This is a genomic window from Pontibacter silvestris, from assembly GCF_020907275.1.
GTDB lineage: Bacteria > Bacteroidota > Bacteroidia > Cytophagales > Hymenobacteraceae > Pontibacter > Pontibacter silvestris.
Genome location: NZ_JAJJWI010000027.1, coordinates 1 through 20,658, shown reverse-complemented (window position 1 = coordinate 20,658; position 20,658 = coordinate 1). Strand labels below are relative to the sequence as shown.

Annotated in this window: 12 protein-coding genes; 5 read left to right on the top strand and 7 right to left on the bottom strand. The window is 44.6% G+C overall.

Annotation, left to right across the window (positions count from 1 at the left end):
- Positions 1 to 74 precede the first annotated feature (74 nt).
- Positions 75 to 1,421 (top strand): amidohydrolase, encoded by a 1,347-nt coding sequence (locus LN995_RS18605; RefSeq protein WP_229962594.1) that lies wholly within the window; start codon positions 75 to 77, stop codon positions 1,419 to 1,421.
- Between the two features lie 126 nt (positions 1,422 to 1,547).
- On the opposite strand, the gene LN995_RS18600 is transcribed toward LN995_RS18605, so the two are convergent.
- The 4 genes from LN995_RS18600 to LN995_RS18585 form a co-directional block, all read right to left on the bottom strand.
- A complete protein-coding gene (locus LN995_RS18600) occupies positions 1,548 to 2,987 on the bottom strand; it encodes an amidohydrolase (protein ID WP_229962593.1) in 1,440 nt (479 codons plus the stop codon).
- A gap of 84 nt (positions 2,988 to 3,071) precedes the next feature.
- Entirely contained in the window at positions 3,072 to 4,643 is a 1,572-nt protein-coding gene (locus LN995_RS18595) for a M20/M25/M40 family metallo-hydrolase (protein WP_229962592.1), read from the bottom strand.
- Positions 4,644 to 4,739: 96 nt separating this feature from the next.
- On the bottom strand, positions 4,740 to 7,793 hold the full coding sequence (locus LN995_RS18590; RefSeq protein WP_229962591.1) for an amidohydrolase family protein: 3,054 nt from the start codon (positions 7,791 to 7,793) through the stop codon (positions 4,740 to 4,742).
- A 141-nt stretch (positions 7,794 to 7,934) separates the two neighbouring features.
- Entirely contained in the window at positions 7,935 to 9,542 is a 1,608-nt protein-coding gene (locus LN995_RS18585; protein ID WP_229962609.1) for an amidohydrolase, read from the bottom strand.
- A gap of 514 nt (positions 9,543 to 10,056) precedes the next feature.
- On the opposite strand from LN995_RS18585, the gene LN995_RS18580 reads away from it, so the two are divergent.
- On the top strand, positions 10,057 to 13,251 hold the full coding sequence (locus LN995_RS18580; RefSeq protein ID WP_229962590.1) for a VPS10 domain-containing protein: 3,195 nt from the start codon (positions 10,057 to 10,059) through the stop codon (positions 13,249 to 13,251).
- A gap of 93 nt (positions 13,252 to 13,344) precedes the next feature.
- Here the strand turns inward: LN995_RS18580 and LN995_RS18575 are convergent, their stop codons facing one another.
- Positions 13,345 to 13,824 carry a hypothetical protein gene (locus LN995_RS18575; protein WP_229962589.1) on the bottom strand — a complete coding sequence of 160 codons (480 nt, stop codon included), beginning with the start codon at positions 13,822 to 13,824 and terminating at the stop codon, positions 13,345 to 13,347.
- 219 nt (positions 13,825 to 14,043) lie between these two features.
- Between LN995_RS18575 and LN995_RS18570 the strand changes: the two genes are divergently transcribed.
- From LN995_RS18570 to LN995_RS18560, 3 genes are all read left to right on the top strand, one after another.
- The gene (locus tag LN995_RS18570; RefSeq protein WP_229962588.1) at positions 14,044 to 14,601 is read left to right on the top strand and encodes a PepSY domain-containing protein; all 558 of its coding nucleotides are present in this window, start codon (positions 14,044 to 14,046) and stop codon (positions 14,599 to 14,601) included.
- A gap of 36 nt (positions 14,602 to 14,637) precedes the next feature.
- A complete protein-coding gene (locus tag LN995_RS18565) occupies positions 14,638 to 15,174 on the top strand; it encodes a hypothetical protein (RefSeq protein WP_229962587.1) in 537 nt (178 codons plus the stop codon).
- Between the two features lie 104 nt (positions 15,175 to 15,278).
- Positions 15,279 to 17,687 carry a TonB-dependent receptor plug domain-containing protein gene (locus tag LN995_RS18560; protein ID WP_229962586.1) on the top strand — a complete coding sequence of 803 codons (2,409 nt, stop codon included), beginning with the start codon at positions 15,279 to 15,281 and terminating at the stop codon, positions 17,685 to 17,687.
- 260 nt (positions 17,688 to 17,947) lie between these two features.
- Here LN995_RS18560 and LN995_RS18555 read toward each other — a convergent pair whose 3' ends face one another.
- Both LN995_RS18555 and LN995_RS18550 read right to left on the bottom strand, forming a co-directional pair.
- Positions 17,948 to 18,922, bottom strand: a complete 975-nt coding sequence (locus LN995_RS18555; RefSeq protein ID WP_229962585.1) for a YpdA family putative bacillithiol disulfide reductase — start codon at positions 18,920 to 18,922, stop codon at positions 17,948 to 17,950.
- Between the two features lie 252 nt (positions 18,923 to 19,174).
- Positions 19,175 to 19,444, bottom strand: coding sequence for a ThuA domain-containing protein (locus tag LN995_RS18550; protein WP_317206978.1), 270 nt, complete (start codon positions 19,442 to 19,444; stop codon positions 19,175 to 19,177).
- Between the last annotated feature and the right edge of the window lie 1,214 nt (positions 19,445 to 20,658).

The following is a 20,658-nucleotide window of genomic DNA, read 5'->3' as shown; positions in this document are numbered from 1 at the left end:
CTAAAGCCTTGTAATTATTATTTACTAAAGGCTTAATCCAATATAAACTATTTTAAAAATCTAACTTTACCTATATGAAAAGCAATTCTACCTTACTTAAACGCACCTTACTTTCTACTATAGGGCTAGGCTTACTGGCTGTTCCCGCCTTTGCACAAAATAGCAAGCTTATAGCTAAAGCCAATTCCATGGCCGATAAACTAGAGCCAAAGGTAATTGAGTGGAGGCGCTATTTTCACCAGTACCCTGAGCTGAGCAACAGGGAAGTAAAAACAGCCGATAAAGTAGCGGCACATCTTAAAAGCCTGGGCATGGAAGTAGAAACAGGCGTAGCACATACCGGGGTGGTAGGCGTACTTAAAGGAGGAAAGCCTGGCCCGGTGGTAGCCTTACGAGCGGATATGGATGCTTTGCCGGTTACAGAACGCGTAGACGTTCCTTTTGCCTCTAAAGAACGTAGCACCTACAACGGCCAGGAAGTAGGCGTGATGCATGCCTGTGGCCACGATACGCATATTGCCATGCTTATGGGGGCTGCAGAGATACTGGCAGGTATGAAAAATGATTTGAAAGGCACGGTGAAGTTTGTCTTTCAGCCTGCAGAAGAAGGTGCTCCAGTAGGTGAAGAAGGAGGTGCTCGCTTAATGATAAAAGAGGGCGTACTGGATAAGGGACCTAAACCGGAAGTGATCTTCGGGTTGCATGTGTGGGCTCAGACAGAAGTAGGAAAGCTAAACTACAAGCCAGGAGGTGCAATGGCTGCTGCTGACAGGTTCGTGATTAAGGTAAAAGGCAAGCAGGCACATGGTGCCACACCGTGGTATGGTGTTGACCCGATTGTCGTTTCTTCACAGATTGTTAACGGACTGCAAACTATCATTAGCCGGCAAACAGAACTAACGCAAGAAGCTGCCATTATTACGGTGGGAAGAATTACTGGAGGTGTTCGCAATAACATTATACCGGAAGAAGTGGAACTGGAAGGCACTATACGGTCGCTGGACCCTGAAATGCAGAAAAAAATACATGAAAAGATAAAGCTTACCGCCACTAAAATAGCTGAAAGCGCCGGAGCCACGGCCGAGGTGACGATCAATATAGGAACTGCGGTTACATTTAACGATGTGGCCCTGACAGAGCGAATGCTGCCCACCCTGCAGGCTACAGCCGGGCAGGAAAACGTAGTGCTTGCCAAAGCTACCACAGGTGCGGAAGACTTTTCTGCGTACCAGGAAAAAATACCAGGGCTGTTCCTCTTTTTAGGCGGTATGCCCAAAGGCAAAAAACCTGACGAAGTAGCCCCACATCATACCCCTGACTTTTACATTGATGACAGCGGCATGAAACTGGGTGTAAAGACGCTTACAAACCTTACCTTAGATTACATGGAAGGCAAAGGGAAGCTTACTACTGTACAATAACAAAGTAAGGCCTGCTCCATCTGGTATAGATGTAAGCAGGCCTTTATTTTTTCCTTTTCCATAAGGGCACACAGCTGACTAAGATATTTAAGTGCAACTGCTATCCTACTTAAGTATAGCGAGAACTTATTTTCGGTAATCCAGCGCAGGCTTTCTATCTCCTAGAAGCGCTTCATACTTAAAGTCATTTCCTCTCTTCTGAGCCAGCTCCTGGCTTGCTTCTTTCACTACAGCAGGATTTTTAAAAATATCATATGCTGTAAGAGCCAGAGTTTTAGCAGCCACCATCATACCTTTAGTACCAATACTGGTACCTCCAGCCGCAACAGCCTGCCAACTATGTGCAGAGGTTCCTGGCACCCAGGTAGCCGAGGTCATGCCAGCTGTAGGCACAGCCCAGCTTACATCTCCCACATCCGTAGAACCTCCACTCCCTTTTAGTTCCACCTTGAAAGGCTCAATTTCGGCTGCTTCTGATACGGTAGGCACATTACCTGTAAAGGTAGTCTGAATTTTAGCCGCAAAAGCTTTTTCATCTTCTGTGTATGAGACACCTCCAATCAAGCGCAGATTGTTATCCATCAGCTTAGAAAGTGTCTCATTTGGTAAGACATTGTAAATGCCATGAATAACTTCATATTCCATCTTAGTGTCTGTGCCTAAAGCGGCTCCTCTGGCAGTTTTTTCTACCCTGTCAAAAATATCTTTAACAGTTTGCATCTCCGGGTGCCGCACATAGTAGTATACTTCAGCAAAGGCAGGTACTACATTAGGCGCTTCTCCCCCTTTGGTAATCACATAATGGATTCTGGTATCAGAAGGAATATGCTCGCGCATCATATTCACCATGTTGTTCATAGCCTCCACACCGTCCAGTGCAGATCGGCCTTTTTCTGGTGATGCCGCCGCATGGGCAGCTGCTCCATAAAACCTGAACTTGGCAGATTTATTGGCCAGAGAAGATGAGGCGCTGGCACTATTGGCACTGCTAGGGTGCCAGTGCAGTACGGCATCTACATCATTAAACAAGCCGGCACGCACCATATACACTTTACCGGCACCACCTTCTTCTGCCGGTGTACCATATACTCTAATAGTACCTTTCGTGCCTGAGCTTTTCAGCCAGTCCTTGACGGCTATACCTGCTGCTACTGACCCTGTTCCAAATAAATGGTGCCCGCAGCCATGCCCGGCAGCTCCGGGTGTTATTGCTTTCTGCTCAGGCGTATCGGCCTGTGACAAACCAGGCAGAGCATCATATTCTGCCAGAATAGCTATAACGGGCTCACCATTACCATACGTTGCAGTAAAGGACGTGGGCATATCCGCCACTCCGGCCTTTACTGTAAAACCGGCTTTCTTTAACTCTTCCTGTAGTAAAGCAGCACTTTTCTCCTCCTGATAGCCTACTTCAGCATAATCCCATATTTTTCTGGCTACTTTAGCATAAGCTGCTTCCTGTTTGCTAATAGAAGTTATGAGTTGATCTTTACCAGCATCTTGTTGCGCTAAAGAGGCAACAGACAGGCAGCATAAAAGACTTAACAGGGTAAATTTCTTTTTCATGTATAAGTAAATAGGTTCGATTAATAAAATGTATATTCTTCTATCTTAACAGGAACCTTGAGAGAAGCGATCTGCTATACTCAATCAAATAGGAGAAGTAAGAATAGAAAGGCACGTCTTCATGCCCATGCGCAAGTTTCCCAGCCTGAGGTTTTCGTTGGGGCTATGTTGGTTATTATCAATGTTTACCAAGGGTACCAGCACTGTAGGCACATTCAGCGCCTGCACAAAAGGCACCACAGGCACAGTACCGCCCATTATTCGGATAACTACAGGATCTTTATCGAAGTTTTTTGCCAAAGCTTTGCGAAGCCAGTTGCTTATCGGAGTGTTAATGTCTGTTCTGAAAGCAGGTGTTCCGGCATTGCCCTGCATGTAGACTATTTGCGCGTACTTCATTCTTTCTTCTGTGCCTGGCTCATGGTCCAGCACAGCAAAGCCCTGCTTCTCGATATGCTTTTTTACCAGATCAACCATTCGCTGCCCGTCTGTCTCGGGTACCAGGCGAATATCGAAAGAGGCCACCGCTTCTTCCGGTATAATGGTACCGCCTCCCTTACCTACCACAGCGGAGCGCATCCCCCTAATGTTAAGGGAAGGATACTGTAACGACTCCTGATAATTGCTTCCTACTTTTTCTTCCTCGGCAATTACTAACCTGGCATTTATATCTCCTTTATTATCCGGTACTGCTGCCATAACGCTTTTAGCTTCCTCGTCGAAAGAAATGCCATCATAAAAGTCCTCTACCAGCACACGCCCCTGCTCATCCTTCATAGAGGCAATTACCTTTGCCAGACGAAACCCCGGATTGGGAGCATAATTGCCGTAGTGCCCACTGTGTTGTGGCGTGATGGGGCCATAGGTGGTAATGGTAAAGCCAGCGCTTCCTCTACAACCCAGCGTAAGCGTAGGCCTGTTAGAGGAGTGCATTGGGCCATCCATCACAATCATATAATCAGACTGGAACCTGTTTTTATATTTTTCCAAGGCCTCTTCCAGACCTGGAGAGCCTTTTTCCTCAGCAGGGTCCAGCACTACCTTTATGTTGAACAGTGGGTTTTGATTTTCTGACTGCAGTATATCGAGTGCCTGCAACAGCATAATAATAGGGCCTTTGTCGTCAGAGGTGGAACGGCCAAAGACACGCCAATCGTCGTTTATGTTGGCTTGCAGCGCGTTCCAGTTCAGGTCTTGATAAGCGCCATCTTCTCCTTTGCCTCTCAGTACCATTTGATATGGGTTTTTCTGCTGCCATTCGTTTGCCCTTACCGGCTGGCCGTCCAGATGAAAATAAAACAGGATTGTTTTAGAGGCTTTAGGAAAAGACTTTTCAGCCAGTAACAAGGGGAGCTGCGTATTCTGTAGCACAGTAGTCTGAAACCCTCGCTTACCAAAGGCATTCTCGGCCCATGTTACATTTTTCAGAATGTCATCCGGGTTTACGGCATCGTTTGGTAGCGCGACATAATCTTTTAGCTCTTCTACAGCTGGCACCATATGCTTTGCCACCAACACATCCATTCTTTTAGGGCTTAGCTTTTGTGCTGAGGCGCTACCGCCGAACAGCAGCACCGAAGTAAAGAGGAACGACTTAAGAAAAGTATGTTTACCTGCTTTGGTATACAGGCAGAAATCAAAGTTGTTGAATAACATTTTTGTAGAAGAGAAAAGTATGTTCTTATATTCTGATATAAAAATAAATCGTGTTAAGTAAACACAAAGGTTCTACACGATTTCTAATCAAGAGGCTTAATTACCAGAAGGCCTTTTAAGCAAATCCTCTATCTGGTGAACTTCGCCGTTTTTCAACACTGTTTCCACATTCCAGGCATCTTGGATATGGGCCAGGGGATCACCGTTTACAATTACCAGATCCGCCAGTTTACCCGGTTCAATAGAGCCCAGGTCTTTGCTCACCCCTACAGCTTCGGCGGCCCAAAGTGTGGCTGAGCGTAAGGCCTCATAAGGAGAAACGCCACCGTCTACCCAGCTTTGTAACTCCGTGTGCAAACCCATGCCGTAAGGTATAAAAGGGCTGTCGGTACCTGTGGTTACCCTGGCACCTGCCACTAACAAGGCTTTTACAGTTTGCTGAATATTACCGAAGTTAGAAATATAGCCCGGGAACATCTTAGTTACCTGTGTGGCACCCTCTTTAAGCTCTTTAGCATAGGCTTCTGAGTAAAAAGCTTTAAACTGCCTGTTCTCAAAGAAGTTCGGGTCTTTCCCTGCCATTACATAAAAGCCTCCTTGCAAAGAAGCTGTTGGGGTTATATTCATGCCAGACTTTGCCAGCAGTTCAGTCACATCCTGATAAGTATGATTTGTAGACGTGATTTTAGGTGAATACCCCCGGCGGCTGGTGCCGCCAATATGCTCCACGGCATCTACGCCATAACGTGTGGCAGGATAAATTTCATGGGAAGAAACAGGTATACCGATGGAGTGGGCATAAGCTGTAATACGTTCCTGCATCAGGTCTGGCATACGCACGTAGGTCTTAATAAGGTCGTAGCCCAGGCGCTTTGTTCGCTCCAGTTCCAGTTCTAGTTGTGCACCGGAGTTAATGCTGGTAGCAAGGCCATAGTAAATGCGGCTGCCATCAGTCAGGCCACCTGTAAAAAATTCGCGAGGGCCTTTGCGGGCACCGCTGTTCCATGACTCTTTCCGCTCTATTGCATCATAAGGATCGGCACCTGTTTCGCGCAGAGAAGTAATACCGTAAGACAACCACAGACGCCCCAGCTTTTCTCCGGCCATTTCGCTCTGGTGCGTGTGCATTTCGAACAAGCCGGGAATAACTGTTTTATCAGAAGCATCTATTAAAGTTCCTTGTCGCCCAGCCTGGTGCGGCAGAATTTCCTTAATACGGTTGCCTTCCACAATAATATCTACATTAGTCTGGTAAGTTGAAGCGCGCCCATCAAAAAGCTTACCTGCGTGAATTACTTTACGGCCTGTTGGTTGCTTATACTGCCAGGTAAAATCCATAGGAATGGACTCTATATGCCCGTCAGCCAGGTAAACCTGTTTCAGAGCATCCGTAGCCAGAAACACAATGCTCTTAGAATCTGCAGCCCAGCCAGGTACTTCTGCCAACTCGTTTGTCAGCCGTTTAGGTGGCCCTGTTATAGTTCCAAGTTTATCTACCGGCACTACCCACAGCACACCGTCTAAAGTATAAGCCATCATGCTGCCGTCCGGTGACCACACAGGCCCATTTTTACCTCTTGTACCAAGCGAACGCTCCGGCACTGGAGACACATACCTATCCGGCTGCCCGTCAAGCGAAACTAGAAGAAACTTACTTATGCCTTCTCTATACCTTGAAGAATAAACCTCCAAAGCAGAAATAGCAATGGTTTTTCCGTCGGCAGACCAACTCGGCTGCCCTGGCACAAACATCGACTCATGCAGCTTAACTACTTTACCGGAGCCCACCTCTACTGCATTTAAGGTTCCCCTCCCCCAGGCATTGCGCAAGTCTCCCTCGTAAAAGGCAATGCGTGCCCCGTCCGGCGACCAGGAAGGAAAGTTCAAATCATTTGGCAAGTCTGTTAACAGGCGCTCATCCCCTGTTTCAAGGTCCCGAATCCACAAATCCATGCTCCCGTTCCGGTCTGACACGTATGCCAGTTTCGTGCCATCCGGTGACCAGGCAGGATCAACCTCCACATATGCATCATGCGTAAGCGCAACAGGTTTCCGTTTTCCTTTCTCCAAAACCCACAAATCGCTTAATGCAGAAAAAACAATACGCTTCCCATCTGGAGCAACAGAAGCTCCTCTGATACCCTGCACTGGCTGTGGTGCTACATTATCGAAAGTGTAAGCTTTACGCGGATAGGCAGGTCTGTACAGCGCAACAACTGCTTTGAAGGGAACAGTCTGGGTGCTTTTCTTACCCAACTTACGCCGCTTGATTTTACCATCAGCCGTGTAAAGGAACTCTATCGGAGATATCCAGCTTACCCGAAAAGGAAAAACATCTTCGGATGCATCAGATATAGTTTGCCCTCCGCCATCTCCTAACATAGCAGCTTCCAGTCGGCTTTGGCCATGCTGTGAGAGGGCATTGTACAGTACCTGTGAATTGTTAGGATGCCAGGAAGGAGCTGCCAATTTAGACTCGCTTGGAATAAGTAACTGCTCCTTTCCTTCCAATGAAAGAGCATATATACCCGGTGCTTCTGTACGCTCTGACACAAAGGCTATCTGCTTTCCATCGGCAGCAAAGGCAGGATAGTAGTCATTGGCAGGATTATCAGTAAGTTGTTTCAGATTGCCCGAGGCCAGCTCAATCTGCCACACATCATAGTTTCCACCACGGTCAGATGAAAACACAAGACTTTTGCCATCCGGCGACCAGTGCGGCTCCCGGTCGTCATAAATTCCAGTAGTAATTTGCTCTAGGCCAGTCCCGTTTTTGTTTACTGTCCATATATGGTAATTTCCATCACGGTACGAATGGAAAGCAACACGGCTGCCATCCGGTGACCAGGCAGGCTGCCGACTGTCTCCCAAAGCATCTGTCAGCGCCTTTGCGTCTCCCCCACCCACAGGCATTGCCCAGATAGTCCCCTGTAAATCCATTACAATTGTTTTCTTGTCTGGCGAGAGGTCTATGGCCATGTTCGTCCCCTCTGTGAGGGTAACCCGAATAGAATCATCAAGCGGTGAGCTTGTCGGTGAAAAGGCAAAAGCAGAAACGCTACACATGTGTATTAACAGGACAGGTAAAGCTTTGCCTAATGCTTTACGACTAACAAACAGCGAGGAATTTTGCAGTAATCTTCGATTCATAAGCAAACTATTAATCTGTTAGAAGATAATTCGGGGCCTCCTGAAGACAAGCTACCTCATCCTGGTAAGGATGATTATCTAGACGCAAGCAAATCTTGCAACTCTGGAGCCAAGCGTACCTGCATTCAAAAGGGTTATGGTTTATTCTGTGGAGCCTTGGGCTTTACCCGTTGGTTGTAGTGTAGGGTACTCGATTCCCAGCTGTTCCAGATAAGTTTTGTACTTGGAAGGATCGTAGTAATACTTTTTCATTTCAGGACGATACGTTGTCATAATCTCTTTATTCAGGTGAATGGCAGGCTTATCAGTTTCTGAAATCAGTGGCGTATATTTGGTGTCTTTTGTCTGTACATTAGAATGATATGCCCAGGCATTTTTTACAATTTCGGGCTTAATCAGCATGTCCAGTATAGTCATAGCCTCCGCTTTGGCACCAGCCGTCACGCCTTTATGTGCAATTGGCGTAGCCATAGAAATGGCATTGGCCCAATGGTGGCCAGGTAAACCAGGTATGTTAGAAGGAAACCGTAACACAACTGTTGGCACATTCCAGGCAATGTCAGCAATATCATCAGAACCACCTCCCATCGAAAACTTCACCGGCAAGCCAAGAGAATCCAGTTCTGTAGCCAAGCCGTCTATCGGCTCCCCATCTCTGTCTGTTTTAGGGGCATTCACCTCTTTCTGCACAGCACGGGCTAATGTCTGGTCTTCTTCGCTCCACTTAGGCAAGCCCACCTTTTTCATGTTTTCATACATCGCTTCGGCAATAGGTTTGTTAAAATGCCCAGGCCATGCACTACCTAAAACCCTATAAGACATAGTAGTACCAGTCATCATGGCAGCTCCCTCTGCAATTTTTACGGCATCATCATACATAGCCGTAATCTTGGGGTAAGTACGCTCTCTGAAATAGTACCAGACAGAAGCTTTAGATGGCACTACATTAGGCTGATCCCCGCCATCGGTCACCACGTAATGGGAACGCTGCGTCGGCTCCAGGTGCTCCCGATGGTAATTCCAGCCGACATTCATCAGTTCCACAGCATCCAGCGAACTCTTACCGCGCCATGGTGCCCCAGCTCCGTGTGCTGCCTGCCCGTCAAAGCTAAACTCAACAGACACTAAACCATTATTACCGGCATCGCCATAAGACACACCCAGGTTGTTGCCCACATGTGTAAAGATGCAGGCATCTATATCTTTAAAATATCCATCACGAATAAAATATGCCTTCGTGGCAACTAACTCTTCTGCTACCCCAGGCCAAAGAACCAGTGTACCAGACAGGCCTTCACGTTCCATAATCTTTTTTAGCGCCAGCATCGCTGTTACATTTAAAGCCTGTCCGGCATTATGGCCTTCTCCATGCCCTGGGGCACCCTCCACTATTGGGTCATGATAGGCTACGCCTGGTTTCTGTGAGGCTTTTGGAATGCCGTCAATATCACTACCTATGGCAATGACAGGTTTACCGGAACCCCATTTAGCTGTCCAGGCAGTCGGTATGCCGGCTATACCTTTCTCTATGGTAAAGCCATTCTTTTCCAGAATATCGGTGAGATAACGTGATGTTTCCTCTTCCTGAAAGCCAAGCTCTCCGAAGCTGAAAATCATATCTACCATCTCCTGTGTCAGCTTCTGTTGCTTGTCAATTTCAGATGATAGCTCCTTCTTCATCGTCTCAAGCTTGGCTGACGAGACTTTTTTATTTTGCGCAAGCAGCGAAGCAGGCATAAACAAGAGCATACACAACAGCGCAGTTCCAACAGATACGATGTTGCGCCAATCAGATAGAGTAAAGCTTTTTTTCATAAAACATTAAGATTAATTGCGTAACAGAATCATTAATCAGTACTATAAAGGTAAACTAGTACAGCCCATAACATAAGTTAAGTGGCATTTAGCTATTCCTTTTACCTGAGATGGTTATTGAATTAACCTATTGATCAAGAAAAGCTCTCCTCAATAAGGTCAAGCAAACTATTATTTATAAAGAGATACCCGCGCTATTAAATAGAGGAATGTTTTATAAATACTATATTCAGAATCAACTTAAGCAACACTTCCAAACTATTTAGAATTGAAAGCATATAATTCCTCTATAAATTTTATTATTGTTAAAGTTTACTCATATTTACTAACAAAAAATTAATTAATCAATAGTAATTTGAAAATATCTAATTTATTGTTTATCAAAAAGGCTTTGCATAATGTCTTTACAATAACAAATTTCCAATTTTTAACCATTAAGAATCACCTTATGATAACAGCATTACGCGCAAAATGGAAATCAAAATACCTTATAGCTCCTGCGCTAGCGCTACTTGTTGCTGTGCACCCGAGCGAGGCACAGCAGCAAAAATCAAAGAAGAACAAAGCGGCTAGCACCACCTTTGCACCTGAACTTTACAATGGCCTGGCATGGCGCTCTATTGGCCCATACCGCGGTGGCCGCGCAGGTTCTGTAGCGGGTGTATCGGGCAAACCCAACTTATACTATTTTGGAGCAACAGGTGGAGGCGTATGGCGAACAACTGATGGGGGCTCTACCTGGGAAAATATATCTGATGGTTTCTTTGGAGGCTCCATTGGGGCAATAGCCGTTAGCGAATCAGACCCTAATGTTATTTATGTGGGGGAAGGCGAACAAACGGTAAGAGGCAATGTTTCTTCAGGCTTTGGAGTCTGGAAATCAGTGGATGCCGGCAAAACCTGGCAGCATGTTGGTTTAAAAAATACAAGGCACATTGGCCGCATCCGAATTCACCCGCAAAACCCGTATATTGTGTATATAGCCGCCATGGGTGATTTGTACAAGTCCAGCGAAGAACGAGGCGTTTATAAGAGCACCGACGGTGGCAAGACCTGGAAACGCACCTTATTTACGAACAAAGATGCCGGCGCTGTAGACCTTGACATTAACCCGTCAAACGAACGCGTGTTATATGCCAGTACCTGGAATGTGCGCCGTACACCTTATAGCTTTTCTTCCGGTGGACCTGGTTCCGGCCTTTGGAAAAGCACGGATGCCGGTGAAACCTGGAAAGAAATATCCCGGAATGAAGGCTTACCTAAGGGAACGCTTGGCATTATTGGAGTAGCTGTTTCTCCGGCAAACTCAGAGCGCGTATATGCCATGATAGAGGCCGAAGAGGGCGGCATGTTCCGCTCTGATGACAGCGGCCTTACCTGGGAAAAAGTAAATGATGATCGCAACCTGCGTCAGCGTGCCTGGTACTACACCAGAATTACTGCCGATCCGAAAGATGAGGATGTGGTTTATGTCATGAACGTATCCTACCACCGCAGTAAAGACGGTGGACGCACGTTTGAAAGTGCAAACGCGCCTCACGGAGACCACCATGACCTGTGGATTGCCCCCGAAGACCCGTCGCGAATGGTTATTGCTGATGACGGTGGCGCGCAGGTTAGCACAGATGGAGGCATGAACTGGAGCTCCATGATGAACCAGCCAACAGCTCAGTTCTACCGTGTCGTTACGGATAATCATTTCCCGTACCGCATCTACGGTGCCCAACAGGATAACTCTACCGTTCGTATCTCGCACCGCTCCGGCGGCTACAGTATTACTGAAGAAGACTGGGAAGAAACGGCAGGTTCCGAGAGTGCGCATTTGGCAGTAGACCCTACGAACCCTGATATTGTGTATGGTGGTAATTATGGTGGATTCCTGTCTCGTGTTGACCACAGTAATGGTCAGGAGCGTGTCATTAATGTGTGGCCCGACAACCCTATGGGAGCCGGTGCCGAAGCCATGAAATACAGGTTCCAGTGGAACTTTCCTATTCTATTCTCGCCAAACGATCCTAAAAAACTTTACACTACTTCTAACCATGTGCATGTAAGCACCAACGAAGGGCAAAGCTGGGAAACGATCAGCCCGGATTTAACACGCAACGATTCTACCAAGTTAGGCTCTTCCGGAGGCCCCATTACGCAAGACAACACGAGCGTGGAGTACTATGGCACTATCTTCGCCATTAATGAGTCTGCCGTAGAGCCTGGTATTATCTGGACAGGCTCCGACGACGGTTTAATTCATTTAACACGCGACGGTGGCAAGACCTGGACCAATATAACACCTAAAAATATGCCTGAATGGATTATGGTGAACAGTATCGATCCGCACCCAACCGTCAAAGGAGGAGCATACGTAGCCGCTACCATGTACAAATCCGGAGATTTCAGACCTTACCTGTACAAAACCACTGACTATGGCAAAACCTGGACAAAAATAACGGACGGGATTGCTGATACACATTTCACCCGTGTTGTACGTGCCGACCAGAAACGCCCAGGCCTACTATATGCTGGTACAGAGTATGGCATGTATGTTTCATTTAATGATGGTCAAAGCTGGCAGCCATTTCAGATGAACCTGCCTATGGTACCTATCACAGATCTCACCATCAAGAATGACAACCTGATTGCCGCTACGCAAGGTCGTGGTTTCTGGCTTATTGATGACATCACTCCCCTGCACCAGTTAAATGCAACGGTGGCAAACAGTAAGTTTCATTTGTACAAGCCACTGGACAGTTATAAAATGAATGGTGGCAGCAGAGAAGCCTCTAAAACAGCTGGTGAAAACCATCCGGGAGGTGTAATGATACATTACTACCTGCCACAAAAACCGGATACGACCACTGCGGTTACACTCGATATAATGGATCAGCAAGGCAAACTAATCCGTAGCTTTGCCAGCAATGCCAAAGAAAAAAAAGATAAGCTAGAGGTAAAAGAGGGCCTGAACCGATTTGTGTGGGACATGTACTACCCTGATGCCAGCCGCTTTGATGGCATGATTCTATGGGGCGCACGTGGAGTGCTGGCACCTAAAGCTGTACCGGGCACCTATAAGGCAAAGCTGACGGTCCATAACGAAAGCAAGGAGACAGACTTTGTTATTGTGAAAGATCCCCGCACAAAGGCTACACAGGAAGACCTGCAGGCACAGTTTGCATTCCTTATGGAAGTGCGCGACAAGCTAACAGAAACGCATGATGCGATTAAAGAAATCCGCACTATGCGTGCGCAACTAAACACCTTAAAAGTTAATCTGAAAGGCCAGGGGAATAACCAAGATATTGTAGACGAGGCCAATGCGATTAACAAAAAAATCACCTCGATTGAGGAGGCACTTTATCAGACGAAAAATCGCAGTAATCAGGATCCCCTTAATTTCCCTATCCGCCTCAACAACAAACTGGCAAACCTGGTAAGTCAGGTAAGTACAGGAGACTTCCTGCCTACCGACCAGGCGTATGAGTTTAAGAAAGAGTTAACTGCCAAAATTGATGAACAACTAAGCCTTTTCAAACAAGTGCAGCAGCAGGATGTGCCAGCGCTTAATAAGTTAGTTAAGGCTAAAGGCGTAGATTACATCAGTGTAAAAGAGAAAGCAGCACCTATGCCAACGTCGTCTCTAAATTAGCATAAGTCCAAGAAATACAATCTTTTATAAACCTTAAAAGCGAAAGCCTTACCAGGAGTTGGCAAGGCTTTCGCTTTTAAGCCCCTGTACCTTTTACATTTTCTCCACCACAAGCTTTGCCACTTTCTTTTCTCCATCTTTCTCAAGCCCCGGAAACGGAACAACTTCTTTAAGTGTGAACCTGTAGCTTGTTTCTCCAACCAGGGTTGTAACTGTATGTGTATCACGAATAGGCTCTGTGTCACATTTCCCTATACATAACTCGATAGCTTTATTTGCCCCCTGACTGTTTGAAGCTGACAAAACCACAGCTGCATTACCGTATGTCACACAAGCAGCATTAGCCGGGCACCTTGAGTCAAATAATTGCTCCAGTGTAACATGTAGTTTTCTGGGAGCTTCACCACCATTGCTATACACGGTAACAGGCTCTCCTTTTTCTAACACAATGCTCTGCCCAAACTTAACGCCATCGGTGTAAGATTCTGTTACTGTACTTCTTTCATAAATAGTATCTTCTTGGCACTGCCACATGAGCAACACCAACAACAACGGATAAGTGTAATTCAACATAGTTTTACTCTGTACTAATGGTTTTTCTTTGTACAGAGAAGAGTCTTTAGCAGGATAAAGGGTTGCATTTGTTTGCCAGATGAGGACTTCCTATTAAAACAACAGTTTATTATGATAGTATCCCAAAGGTTGTATTTATAACAAATTTTCAATAAATTACCCGTAATAATAATTTACTTAAGCCGTTTAACTCTCTTTACTTACTTTCTATTAATTTCTGTGAGTACTACTCAGGCAGCAAAAAGTAAAACAAACAGGTTAGTTGCCAACCTTCGTAATTACCGGGTATTCCACAAGTACCTGGGCCTGATCCTGATGCTTTTACTTATTATAAGCAGTGCAACCGGATTTTTGCTTGGCTGGAAAAAAGATGTTGATCTACTGCAACCTCCCACACAGAAAGGCCAAACAACTGATCTAAAGCAGTGGATACCTTTAGCCCAAATGGCAGCTGTAGCCTACATGGCGTTGGATTCTGCAGTACATGTCAGTAACAACCCCATTGACCGCATAGAAGCCCGGCCGGAAAAAGGTATGGTAAAAATTCTTTTTGGACAAGGCTATTGGGAGGTTCAGTTAGATGGAAGTACAGGTAAAGTATTATCCGTAGCACGACGCCATTCCGACTGGATCGAAAAGGTACACGATGGCTCTATCGTTAGCGACTTTATCAAGCTTTTGTCGATGAATGTATTAGGGCTGGGCTTATTGGCACTAACAGTTACTGGCTTTACGCTCTGGTTTTACCCCAGAAGAATAAGACAGCTAAAGCAGTAACAACTTTGGTCATAGATTTAGTACCGGCTAACTTATATGCGTAGGATTACTTCTATATGGCTCCTTTTTGTTTTCCTTCTGCCCATCAGCAGTACCTATATTTCTTTTAAGTTTAGGCAACATCATATCCGTAAAGAAATAAAACGCCAGCTTAAGTCAGGAGTAAACGAAGATAAACTTGTTTTACTGAAGATTCCTGTTTCGAAGGAAGTAAGCCCTGGCAAAGACTTCAAGCGCATGCATGAACGGGAGTTCCGGTATAAAGGCAACATGTATGATATTGTTAAACAGGAAAAGCGCGGAGAGATTACCTGGTATTGGTGTATCTGGGACAAACAGGAAACAGCTCTTTTTGTGCAGCTTGATCAAATGGTTGACCGGGCAATGCGTAATAGTCCAACACAACAAGCCAATGACAAATTGTTGGAGCAGTTCCTCGACTCTCTATATTATACAGAAATAACACTTAAGCTCAACCTCCCTCTGCAAAATCCATCTCAGCCTAATACCTACTTCTCTGAAAAGGAAGTCATCGTTACAACCTCTCCCCCTACTCCTCCTCCCAAAGCCTGACCTTTATAAAGCACTAGTTTATTAACAGGGCATACCTTCGTAGAGCTCCTGAAACGTTATTGTCTTCATCTTTATAAAATTCACCTTATCAAAAGCATGCATACATGAAAATAATTATACCACTAGCATTCATGCTGGTGCTTGGCTTTATTGCGCAGGCACAGGTATTAACTATAAAAGACCAGGTAACGCACCTGCCGCTTCAAATGGTGATAATCCAGAGTCAGCATCCTCCATTAACAACTATAACAGACACAAAGGGGCAGGCAGAGATTTCAGCTTTTCAGAAAGCTGACAGTATTTACATTCGTTTCGTAGGATACGAAAGTGAAGCCTTTACTTATGCGCAGCTTCAAGAAAAACAGTTTAAGCTGTTCTTAACAGAAAGCAACATTTCATTAAATGCCGTTGTCGTTTCTGCCACCCGTTGGCAACAAGAGAAAAAGGAGGTTCCAAACAAAATTCTTACGATCAGATCCAAAGAGGTGTTGCTACAAAGCCCTCAAACCGCTGCTGACCTTTTAGGGCAGTCCGGCGAAGTGTTTATTCAGAAAAGCCAGTTGGGAGGAGGCAGCCCCATGATTCGTGGCTTTGCGACAAACCGGGTGCTGCTGACGGTAGACGGCGTGAGAATGAATACAGCTATTTTCCGCAGTGGCAACCTACAGAATGTTATTTCACTTGATCCGTTTGCTTTAAAAAAAACAGAAGTGCTTTTCGGACCGGGTTCTGTTATCTACGGCAGTGATGCCATAGCAGGTGTCATGAGTTTTTATACGCTCACTCCTACGTTTTCTCCCGGTGAGCAAGCGCAAATAAGCGGAAGTGCTGTCGGCAGATGGTCGTCAGCCAACACTGAGAAAACAGGGCACTTTGATTTTAATATAGGGCTGAAAAAATGGGCTTTTGTCACCAGCGCCACCTACACCGACTATGATAACCTTAAAATGGGATCGAACGGACCTGAAGAGTACCTGAGGCCCAGCTACGTGGAAACCATTAATGGGCATGACGAAACAGTACCCAACCCCGACCCTTTGGTACAGATTTCTACAGGGTACAACCAGCTTAACCTGATGCAAAAGGTTCGCTTCAAGCCAAATAATAACTGGGGTTTCAACTATGGATTCCACTACTCTACTACATCCGACACCCCCAGGTATGACCGACTGCTCAGACAAAAAGGAGAAAATTTAAGATCAGCTGAATGGTACTATGGACCGCAAGTGTGGATAATGAATAGCCTGAATGTCACACACACGGCAGAACGAAAAGCCTATGATAAGCTAAGTATAAACCTGGCACAGCAGTTTTTTAAGGAAAGCAGACACGACAGAGACTTTGGCGCTGCCACAAGGTTTAACAGAACTGAAAAAGTAAATGCTTTATCAGCTAACGTAGACTTAGAAAAAGCAATTAGCAAAAAGCACCTGCTCTTTTATGGAGCAGAAGCTATCTACAACAAGGTTAACTCAACAGGAAACGATGAAGACATCCTTACCGGAGAAGTGGTGCCAGGCCCTGCCCGTTACCCGGATGGTGCTGACTGGAGTTCTTATGCCGCCTTCCTGACATATCGTTATAAAGCAAGTGAAAAGTTAAGCGTACAAACTGGAGCCCGATACAACTACTTCCTGCTGAATGCTGCCTTTGATGATACCTTTTATTCTTTTCCGTTTACCTCAGCTGATATAAAAGCAGGGGCCTTAACCGGAAGTGCTGGCTTAGTGTATAGCCCGTCTCCTACGCTACAGCTAAGCACCAACCTTTCTACTGGTTTTCGTTCCCCTAATGTAGACGATGTAGGAAAAGTGTTTGATTCCGGTCCCGGATCTGTGGTTGTACCTAATCCGGGTCTGAAACCGGAATATGCTTATAATGTAGATGTAGGGATAGCCAAAATTTTTGGTAACTTTCTGAAACTAGACGTTACTGCTTTCTACACTTACTTAGATGATGCCTTGGTAAGAAGAAACTTTACCCTGAATGGGCAAGACAGCATCATCTATGATGGTGAGATTAGCCAGATACAGGCCATTCAGAATGCAGCTCATGCAAATGTATGGGGCGTTCAGGCAGGCATTGAGGCAAAGCTTCCAATGGGCTTTGGTATTTCCAGCCGCTTTAACTACCAAAAGGGAGAAGAGGAAGTGAAGGATGGCACAAAAGCTCCGTTGCGTCATGCTTCCCCTTTCTTCGGGGCAACACATCTAACATACACCAGGAACAGGTTCAAAGCAGATTTATATGCTGTTTACAACAGTGAAGTCAGTAACGCTGATCTTGCTCCAGAAGAACAAGGAAAAGATTATATGTACGCCATCGATGAAAACGGTAACCCTTACAGCCCCGCCTGGACTACCTTAAACCTGAAAGCACTTTACCGGCTTACGGATTACCTGATGTTAAGTGCGGGTATTGAAAACATAACTGCCCAACGCTACAGACCTTACTCATCGGGTATTGTTGCTCCAGGCAGAAACTACATTCTCTCCGTAAGAGCTTCTTTTTAAGACAGAAACTAAAAGTTGTTAAAACATGAGTATTTCATATTCCTTCAGTTAGAGTTCCGGGAATAAAAAACAGAACCTGCTGCTTTGACGGCACATCAACTACACCATTAAAGCAGCAGGCTCAGTTTTTCACTCTACAGGATAATTCATACTTACCGGACACATTGGCACTCCTCAACCTTCTGAATGACCTCACTCCTACTCCCTCATTACAGACTTAGGGATGTTGTTCACCACTACTCAGAAGGCCTTAGCCACGGCTATTTACTGTTTTCCTGAATATGCTTAAGTATCTTTACCGCATGCTCTCTGGAATTTTCTATAAACCAAACATGAGTATCCATACCGCCACAAACCACTCCTGCCAGATATACATGCGGTAGGTTTGTTTCCATGGTCTCAGGGTTATAGGCAGGATACCTTTTAACATCATCGGAAAGCTTAATACCTATTTTCTGCAGGAAACTAAAATTAGGCTGGTAACCGGTCATAGCCATCACGTAATCATTGGCGATGGTTACTTTGCCCTCAGGCGTTTGTATGTCAACTTCGTTTTCGCGAATTTCAGTCAGGCTTGAGTGAAAATAGGCTTTGATAGAACCTTCTTCTATCCGATTTGCTAAATCAGGCTTTGTCCAGTATTTAATGCGGCCCAGTTCAATGTCCCTAATCACCATAGTTACTTCAGCCCCTTTGCGCCACGTTTCCAGTGCTACGTCGGCAGAAGAATTATTTGATCCCACCACCAGTACCTTCTGTTTGTAGTAGAAGTGTGGATCATAATAATAATGCCTTACCTTTGGCAGTTCCTCTCCTTTAATGCGCAGCAGGTTCGGAATATCATAAAAGCCGGTGGCAATAACCACATTGCTTGCCCTGTATTCACTCTTAGTAGTGTTAAGCTTATATATCCCATCCTCAGAAGTTTCCATACCTGTTACTTCTTCGAAAAGGTTAATGTTAAGCTCACCGCTATCTGTTACCCGACGGTAATATTCCAGCGCCTCTACTCTGTTGGGTTTAGCGTGTATGGAAGGGAAAGGATAACCACCAATCTCCAGACGATCAGAGGTAGAAAAGAAGGTCATATGCAGCGGGTAGTTGTAAAGGGAATTTACCAGGCACCCTTTCTCTACAATAAGATAACTAAGGCCTGCCTTTTTAGCTTCCAGTCCACAGGCAAGGCCTATAGGTCCACCACCTACAATGAGTATATCTAAGGTATTATTCAACATGGTCGTATCTGTAACAGTTGTAGCAACAAGTAATGCTCAACGATTACCCCTTGTATTTAGATTCAACATCACAGCCAAGCCATGCATCTATAGTGCTCCGCCTACTGTACAGGCACAAAAATACCGCTAATATATTAGAATGGCAGGGAAAGTTCTCCTTAATCGACTCCCGTTTAGAATCTGCATTATGGATAAAAAAAGAGACCATTAATACTAATTGCCCATTATTTATTAAACAACTCCTTCGAGGTGCTACAGGAATAAAGAATCTGTGTAACTTTCATTTGGGTACTCACCAGTTATATAAAAATCTTTCCCGCCATGAAATTCGTGACACTGTGATACCATTTGATAACTTCCTCCTTCGTAGGTGCTTTCATTAAGATTGGCACCTGTATTAACATACCACTCACCAAACCACTTCCAGTAATCAGGCAAATGTTTTGTAGCAGAGTGATTTCTATAAACTATCTGAACAATAACTTTCTGCTGTTGTGGATGGTTATCAAAACAAGAACCGATGAGCTATACCAGGGCCAGTTTTGTTCCGTATCGGTGGCAGCATGTGTCCCTAGAAGCCTTTCCTTGCCTATATGTATTGCTGAAAAGCTTCCTGTTGTGCAACATCAGCATATATTGTATTCATAAACAATACTGCCTGTGTCCTTCCCCAAAGTAAAACCGACTTTATTATCATCTCTTTTTTCTAATCTTAAGCTATTCATTAGTAATTCTGTATTGCGTGTCAAACAAGCGCTTCTACCATTAATTACTTAAGCCTTAATGTTTGGTCACTAATTGATTCGGTCTACTGACTCGTTTTTTCATACACCTCTCCAAATTTCAAATGTGCTCTTAACTTATAATGTATATACTTGTAATGTTCTATGAAACTAGTTGTTAACATTAATTACTAAGCGGTTTGTTTTTATTTACTTCTAGTTATTTAGCAGAAACCAAGCTTCATATAAGAATCAATCAAGAAGTGTAAAGAACTGCGCTGTAGTAGAGACTTAAATTTTAAACTGATTTATATAAACAAGCTATCTTACTAATGAATAGTATGAATATAATCAAAAACAGAAAAATGTATCACAGCAGAATTACAGAAGGCTTCATGTATTTTGCAAGCAAGCGCTGTACTCGAACCCTTAACATAAAACAGGGAACGGGTGACCAAGATACTGATACAATGCGCATTTCTCGGATGTTGTCAGTGCCTGTAAACAGACAATAATTCCTGTTCAAGGGTATACTGCAGCTGCCTTAAAGCGAGATAACTACCAGTTTTTCAAGGTCTCTGCTGCATCATCAGACAACGTGAGTCTTACATGGAGAAAAATCAAATCTCCTTCTTTGATTAAAGAAACAGGTAACAGTTTCCCTTTTCTCATTATCGCTACAACTGTAACCTCTCATCATTACCCTTGCAAAGGGTAAATCTAAAACCCAGAAAACAAACATTTAAACTAAAACAAGAACTCAAACTTTTATAGAGATTATTTCCATACTTAAAAAATAAGCAAAGTATAAAATCAACCCATCCCTAAACAGGATACACTATAACTTAAATGCAATTTCACATTTAGGACACTATTTCTGTGTTTTACGCAAAGACACAAACTATTCTTCAATCACATAATATCAATTATAAGCTTATAAAAGATGTTTCTTTTAAATTCCATAAACACCAAAAAGCCTTTGCCACACCTTAAATAATCCTAATAATTTCATTA

Excerpts from the sequence above, each read along its gene's own strand:
- LN995_RS18585 (WP_229962609.1), bottom strand. The coding sequence starts at position 9,542 with ATGCTCTTGTTTATGCCTGCTTCGCTGCTTGCGCAAAATAAAAAAGTC.
- LN995_RS18560 (WP_229962586.1), top strand. The coding sequence starts at position 15,279 with ATGAAAATAATTATACCACTAGCATTCATGCTGGTGCTTGGCTTTATT.
- LN995_RS18600 (WP_229962593.1), bottom strand. The coding sequence starts at position 2,987 with ATGAAAAAGAAATTTACCCTGTTAAGTCTTTTATGCTGCCTGTCTGTT.
- LN995_RS18595 (WP_229962592.1), bottom strand. The coding sequence starts at position 4,643 with ATGTTATTCAACAACTTTGATTTCTGCCTGTATACCAAAGCAGGTAAA.
- LN995_RS18580 (WP_229962590.1), top strand. The coding sequence starts at position 10,057 with ATGATAACAGCATTACGCGCAAAATGGAAATCAAAATACCTTATAGCT.
- LN995_RS18605 (WP_229962594.1), top strand. The coding sequence starts at position 75 with ATGAAAAGCAATTCTACCTTACTTAAACGCACCTTACTTTCTACTATA.
- LN995_RS18590 (WP_229962591.1), bottom strand. The coding sequence starts at position 7,793 with ATGAATCGAAGATTACTGCAAAATTCCTCGCTGTTTGTTAGTCGTAAA.
- LN995_RS18565 (WP_229962587.1), top strand. The coding sequence starts at position 14,638 with ATGCGTAGGATTACTTCTATATGGCTCCTTTTTGTTTTCCTTCTGCCC.
- LN995_RS18575 (WP_229962589.1), bottom strand. The coding sequence starts at position 13,824 with ATGTTGAATTACACTTATCCGTTGTTGTTGGTGTTGCTCATGTGGCAG.
- LN995_RS18555 (WP_229962585.1), bottom strand. The coding sequence starts at position 18,922 with ATGTTGAATAATACCTTAGATATACTCATTGTAGGTGGTGGACCTATA.